The sequence below is a fragment of the Hominisplanchenecus sp. genome (assembly GCF_046967715.1).
GTDB classification, from domain to species: Bacteria; Bacillota; Clostridia; order Lachnospirales; family Lachnospiraceae; genus Hominisplanchenecus; species Hominisplanchenecus faecis.
Genome location: NZ_JBKVNQ010000090.1, coordinates 1 through 6,491, shown reverse-complemented (window position 1 = coordinate 6,491; position 6,491 = coordinate 1). Strand labels below are relative to the sequence as shown.

The 6,491-nt window shown below is 46.6% G+C and carries 6 protein-coding genes; all 6 read right to left on the bottom strand.

Features of this window, described 5'->3' with window-relative positions; genetic code table 11:
* Positions 1–861: ABC transporter transmembrane domain-containing protein (locus tag ACLTL4_RS10610; protein WP_412320517.1), on the bottom strand; the 861-nt coding region annotated here is incomplete at its 3' end.
* 182 nt (positions 862–1,043) lie between these two features.
* Complete coding sequence (glpK, locus tag ACLTL4_RS10605) at positions 1,044–2,537, bottom strand: glycerol kinase GlpK (RefSeq protein WP_412320516.1); 1,494 nt, start codon at positions 2,535–2,537, stop codon at positions 1,044–1,046.
* A 141-nt stretch (positions 2,538–2,678) separates the two neighbouring features.
* Positions 2,679–3,599, bottom strand: a complete 921-nt coding sequence (locus ACLTL4_RS10600; protein WP_412320515.1) for an RluA family pseudouridine synthase — start codon at positions 3,597–3,599, stop codon at positions 2,679–2,681.
* Positions 3,600–3,620: 21 nt separating this feature from the next.
* On the bottom strand, positions 3,621–3,977 hold the full coding sequence (gene spoVAE / locus ACLTL4_RS10595) for a stage V sporulation protein AE (protein ID WP_022119648.1): 357 nt from the start codon (positions 3,975–3,977) through the stop codon (positions 3,621–3,623).
* Positions 3,978–4,001: 24 nt separating this feature from the next.
* Positions 4,002–5,012, bottom strand: a complete 1,011-nt coding sequence (spoVAD, locus tag ACLTL4_RS10590) for a stage V sporulation protein AD (RefSeq protein WP_215658637.1) — start codon at positions 5,010–5,012, stop codon at positions 4,002–4,004.
* Between the two features lie 159 nt (positions 5,013–5,171).
* A complete protein-coding gene (locus tag ACLTL4_RS10585; RefSeq protein WP_250840914.1) occupies positions 5,172–6,407 on the bottom strand; it encodes a CapA family protein in 1,236 nt (411 codons plus the stop codon).
* Positions 6,408–6,491 lie beyond the last annotated feature (84 nt).

Here is a 6,491-nt window from a genome sequence, read left to right as displayed (position 1 = left end):
AAAGAAATCTGCCGACAGCAGAATAACCAGCAAAGCTCCGGCAAGATCAACTCCGCCCTTCTGGTACTGTGTCACCGAAAAAAACACGCCAAGTGCCGCTCCGCCATAGGCGATGATATCCATGATGGTGATCGAGTTGAGCTGCATGGTCAGTACTTTCATGGTGATTTTTCGGAATTTTTCGGATTCTTCATTCATTTCTTTATTTTTGAAGGCATCTGCCTGATAAATTTTTAAAGTGGTAAGTCCCTGAAGATTTTCAAGAAAGGTGTCGCCAAGTGCCGTATACTGTCCCCAGTATTTTGACAGCAGCTTCTTTGCCCAGGTCTGCACTGCTGCGATCGCCGCCGGAATCAGCGGAACACAGACGAACAATACAACCGCAGAAGGTATATTCACACGCAGAAGCACAAGAAAAAGAGTCAGCGGTGCCAGCATCGCATAGAAAAACTGCGGCAGATACGCACCGAAATATGTTTCCAGCTGATCTACCCCTTCTACTGCCACCTGAACAATCTCAGATGTCTTGATCTGCTCTTTATAGGCTGCACCAAGTTTCAGAAGTTTTGTGTATATAGCCTCCCTGAGCGTTTTTTTTACTTTTTTGGAAGAAAGAAATCCCATTCTGGAAGCACCGATCGCACAGAAAAAGCGAACCGCCACTGCCATAATGGCAATCACGGAGAAAACGGCAAAATCCTTTCCGGTCATATTTTTTGCATATAAGGACGCAAAAAAGCGAGTGATACTCATCATAAGCACTACGTTTGCCGCAAGTGAAATCCACTGCATCAGAACATTTCCGGCAACGTATTTTTTGCTCTCCGGAACCATCCCGATCAGACGCTTGTCAATCATCATATTCATTTTCCTCACTAATTGATTTTAAGTAATCATGGTAATTTTTTACTTACTTTTATTAGTGCCTGCTAACTATATACGAGGGGAGTATAACATAAAGAATTGAGAAATGTCAACGTGATCTTTCTGTACAAAGAACCGCACAGAAGGATCACGCTTAGATCAGAAATCAATAGCCGGTGTTAATCTCTAGCCCAGCCTCCGGCACAGGAAATGGCTTTTTTCCATCCTTTTCGGACTTCTTTCCTCCAGTCTTCTTCCCGCTTTGGCAAAAAGGTATGCTCCAGTGCCCAGTTGTTTTTAATTTCTTCGCTGTTTTTCCAGTAGCCGACTCCGATGCCGGCAAGATAGGCAGCTCCAAGAGCTGTCGTCTCGATGCATTTCGGACGTTCTACTTTTGCATTCAGAAGATCGGCCTGAAACTGCATCAGGAAATCATTGGCACAGGCTCCGCCGTCCACTTTCAGGGATGCAAGTGACAGACCTGCTTCTTTTTCCATCGCTTCGATCACATCCGTGACCTGATAGGCGAGTGACTCTACCGTTGCCCGGATCAGATGTTCTTTTTTCGTGCCGCGTGTGATGCCGACGATCGTTCCTCTGGCATATGGATCCCAGTACGGTGCAGCAAGTCCGGTAAATGCCGGGACGACATAGATACCGTTCGAGTCCTTCACTTTTTTGCAGTATTCTTCGGATTCTGCCGCATGATCGATCATACGCAGATCATCGCGAAGCCACTGAATGGCTGCTCCTGCCACAAAAACGCTGCCTTCCAGTGCGTACTGTATCTGATCGTCAACTCCTGCTGCAATCGTAGTCAGCAGTCCATTTTTTGAAATGACCGGCCAGTCTCCGGTATTCATCAGCAGGAAACAACCGGTGCCATAGGTGTTTTTTACGTCACCGGAGCGAAAACAGCACTGCCCGAACAATGCAGCCTGCTGATCCCCGGCTGCTCCGGCTATCGCAATACCGTCACCGATCAGACAGTCTTTTGTATAACCGTAGACACCACTCGATGGTTTTACTTCCGGCAGCATTTCGCATGGAATATCCAGTTTTTGCAGGATTTCTTCGTCCCATTTTCGTTTATGTATATCAAAGAGCATCGTTCTGGATGCATTGGTGTAATCGGTGACATGTGCCTGTCCGCCTGTCAGTTTCCAGATCAGCCAGGTATCTACCGTTCCAAACAGCAGTTCGCCATTTTTTGCACGTTCTCTGCCTTGTTCGATATGATCAAGGATCCAGGCAAGTTTGGTCGCCGAAAAGTAAGCATCTGGGATCAGTCCTGTTTTTTTGTGGATTTTTTCACCAAATCCGTCTTTTACCAGTTCCTCCACTTTTTCTGCAGTCCTGCGGCACTGCCAGACGATCGCATTGTATACCGGCTTTCCGGTTGCCTTCTCCCAGACGATCGTTGTCTCTCTTTGATTGGTAATGCCGATCGCCGCAATGTTCTTTTCCGTTACACCGATCTTGCCCATCGCCTTGGCTGCTACCGCGATCTGCGAAGACCAAATTTCCATCGGATCATGTTCGACCCATCCAGGTTTTGGGAAAATCTGCGTAAATTCCATCTGTGCCATACTGCAGATGTTTCCCTGCCTGTCAAATAAAATGCACCGGGAACTCGTGGTTCCCTGATCCAGTGCCATAATATAGTTCTGCATTTTTACCCCCATTTTATCTTAGTCGGAGAAGACTCCCACTTCTATATTAAGTCCGGAAATCCGTCTCTCGCTAAGACCGATTTTTTATTTGCCTTTTATTATACATTTGGATCTACCAAAAATCCAATAAAAAACAGGGATTCATTCATCCCGGAACAGACATTTTTTCATATCTTCCGGAAACGGTGCTTCAACGGTGATCCGCTTTCCCACAAATGGCTGATAAAAACAGATCCTGGATGCATGAAGTGCCGCCCGTTTGATGCCGGTAAAGCAATTCTCTGCATCCACATCTGCTTTTTGATCTGTATCCGCAAAATACAGCCGATCTCCAATCAGCGGATGCCCTGCATCTGCCATATGTACGCGAATCTGGTGTGTTCGTCCGGTTTCCAGGGTAAGCTGCACCAGTGCCGCTTCCATATACTGTTTCTGCACCTGATAATGTGTGACTGCCGGTTTGCCGTCTTTTGAAACACACATTTTCATCAGGCTTCCGGGCAAAGGTGCGATCGCACCGTTTAATGTTCCGTTCCTTTCTGCAAATATGCCGCTGCAGATCGCCAGATATGTTTTCTGCAACCTGCCGTCTTCTCTTTGTCTGGAGAGTCTTGCCGCTGCCGCACGGTGTCTAGCAAACAGCACGATGCCGCTTGTCTCCAGATCCAGCCTGCCTATGCTGTGAATTTCCACCTGCTGAGTGTTCTTCCGAAAATAATAGGCAAGCTGATTGGCCAGCGTATCCTGATAATGACCATGCGACGGATGTACTGCCATACCGGCTGGTTTATTCACTGCGATCACATCCGCATCTTCATAGAGAATGTCCGGCATTTGTTCAAAGGACAGCAGATGTGCGGAGCTGCTGCTTTTTGTTTCCAGCACATCGCCTTCTGACAGTCTGGTCGTCACTCTTACCCGCTGCCCGCCCAAACAGATGCCATTTTCTGTAAATTTCATGCTTCTGATCTGTGCATTTGAAAATCCGGCAATCTGTTTTAAATATTGCTGTATCGTCAATCCTTTTTCTGCTTTTTCAATAAGGTAGGTTTTTTTATTCATCTTTCGTCTGTCCGCTTTCTGCTACTCTTTCATCTTTGGCTGGAAGATCAGGCTGGCAAGATAGGAAAAGATCAGAGCTGCACTGATCCCGACGGCACTTGCCTTAAATCCTCCCATAAAAATCCCTAAAAATCCATTTTCATCGACTGCTTCTTTAACACCTTTCCAGAGTACGTTTCCGAAACCGAGAAGCGGCACCGATGCACCGGCACCGGCAAATTCCACAAACGGCTGATAGATGTTAAAGGCTCCAAGCAGTGCTCCGCTGCAGACCAGGATCACCATCACACGTCCCGGCATCAGTTTTGTTTTTTCAAGAAGGATCTGACACAGGGCACAGATCAGTCCGCCCACCCAGAATGCTGTCACATAACTCATGTTTGATACGCTCCTTTCTGTCCGCTAACAATGTTCGATCACGACCGCATGAGCGATCCCGGGCACGGTCTGCCCTTCGTTAAAGCTGACCGTAGAAAGCAGTGCTCCGGTCGGAACAAAAAGAATCCGCTTCCAGTCTCCTTTTTCTATTTTCGGAAGGATCATGGCGGAAAGCGTCACTGCGGAACATCCACAGCCGCTTCCGCCAGAATGTGTATCCTGTAACTTACGGTCATAAATTTCGATTCCGCAGTCCATATGCTGCTTTTTGATATCAAACCCTTTCTCTTTTAGCAGCTCCAGCAGGATTGTCTGGCCGACATAGCCCAGATCTCCTGTAATGATGCGGTCATAATCCTGTGGCTGCCGGTTAAAATCCATCAGATTCTGACAGATCGTATCTGCCGCTGCCGGTGCCATGCAGGCTCCCATATTCAGAGAATCCCTCACACCGTAGTCCACTACTTTCCCGGTCGTGATTCCGGTGATTTTTGCATGGCTTTTCTGTGCTGAGAGCAGAAAAGCTCCGCTTCCGGTGACGGTCCAGGTCGCAGAAAGAGGTCTTTGATTCCCGTATCCGAGCGGAAATCGAAACTGCTTTTCCGCACTTCCAAAGTGGCTGGAAGTCACGGCAAGTACCTGATCGGCATACCCTGCACTTACCGTCATTGCCGCCAGTGACAGGGTCTCTCCACAGGTAGAACAGGCTCCATACAGTCCAAACAGCGGAATTTCCAGCTCTTCTACACCAAAAGATGTGGCAATGAGCTGCCCTAACAAATCTCCTGCAAAAATATAGCGAATCTGTTGCGGCATCTTCCCTGCTTTTTCCAGTGCCAACTGGATTGCTTTTATCTGAAGCATGCTCTCCGCCTTTTCCCAGTTTTCTTCCCCAAGCATGGGATCCTCACAGATCAAGTCGATTTTTTCTCCAAGCGGCCCTTCTCCTTCTTTTTTGCCTGCCACAGAGGCACTCACAAAAAGATAAGGCGGCTTCTCAAAACAGATACTCTGCTCTCCGGTCATACTATTCATAATCTTATTCCTGCCTTTTTGACGTTATTTCACGCCCTTTGTTTTTGATTGGAATCTGGTTTTAGTATGGCTTTTATATGAAAAAGTATACCATGGTTTTCTGGTTTTTCCTTTGATCTGACACATCTTGAAACCTGACATCTATTTTTCGCAAAGTGCTTATTCTGAAATGCTCTGGCTTCGCTCTTCTAATTTCTGCAAAACTTGATCTGCTGCCTCCCCGGTAAGCGGTGTCGGCTGATAATTGTTGTAACCCTCTGCCGAAGAAACACTGCAAGGAATGACTTCGTAAGACGCATCTACGATCTCATGTTTTCCGTTTACGGTAAATTTCTGCTGAAAGATGATCGTATCCATCTCTGTCGGATTGGTATTTCCGCCAAAGCAGAAGTTACCAAGACTGTAAGCGATCGTCTTTCCTTTATAACCGCCAATCCCCTGGATAATATGCGGATGATGTCCGACGACCACATCAGCCCCCTCATCGATTGCCAGATGTGCAAGCGTTACCTGATTTTCATCCGGGACAGTAACAAGCTCATTGCTCCAGTGAAAAACTGCCACAATAATTTCCGCTCCGTCTTCTTTGAGTTTTGCAATATCACTTTTTACCTGTGGTATGCGTTCCAGATGATCATCCAGCTCATAGATACCGAAAAATCCGATTTTGACGCCTTTGACCTCGATCACCGACGTATCATCGTAGCCAAAGGTTTTGATTCCATTTTCTTCCAGGGTATTTACCGTATCCTGAAAGCTCTGCTCTCCATAGTCATGGCTGTGGTTATTTGCCATATTTGCTGCTTCCACCGATGAGGAAGTAAGGATCTTCACAAATTCCGGATCGCCTTTGAAGGCAAACTGTTTGTCTGCACGTGTGGTTTCTTCCGTAAGCGTACCTTCCATATTTATGATCGTCAGGTCATCTTTTTCAAAAATATCCCGCACATTCTTCAAGAAATATTCCGGACCGTTTGCCTCATAGTAAGCATTGAAACCGGTATCCCAGGCAAACTGCTCATCTGTTCCCAGAATACAGTCTCCGGTAAAGTTAAGCGTCAGATTGATCCTTGTTGTATCTTCCGTCTCGGTCTGTGTTTCACTTTCTGCAGGCTGCTCGGTCTGTTTTTGACCAGATGGTACGTTTTTGATCATTTTCCCGATCACACGAACTACCCCATACACTGCAAGTATGAGCATCATACAGGCCAGAATCAGTGCAAAAATATAATTTCGTCTCCGGATCTTCAGCCGCTTTAAATGTACTTCTTTTTTTCTGCGGATCAGTTTTACTCTTCTTTCCTCATCCTGACAGTCCAGGATGAGGATCGTCAGCTTCTGTTCTGCCCGACACAGGCGTTCTTCTCCTGTAAGTTTGTTCCAAAATCTCTTCATTTCCCTCTCCCTTTGTTTCTTTTGTATTTTTGTGAACTACTCGGTAACTGAGTTACCAGAGCATCTGAAATCTGGCGGGATACC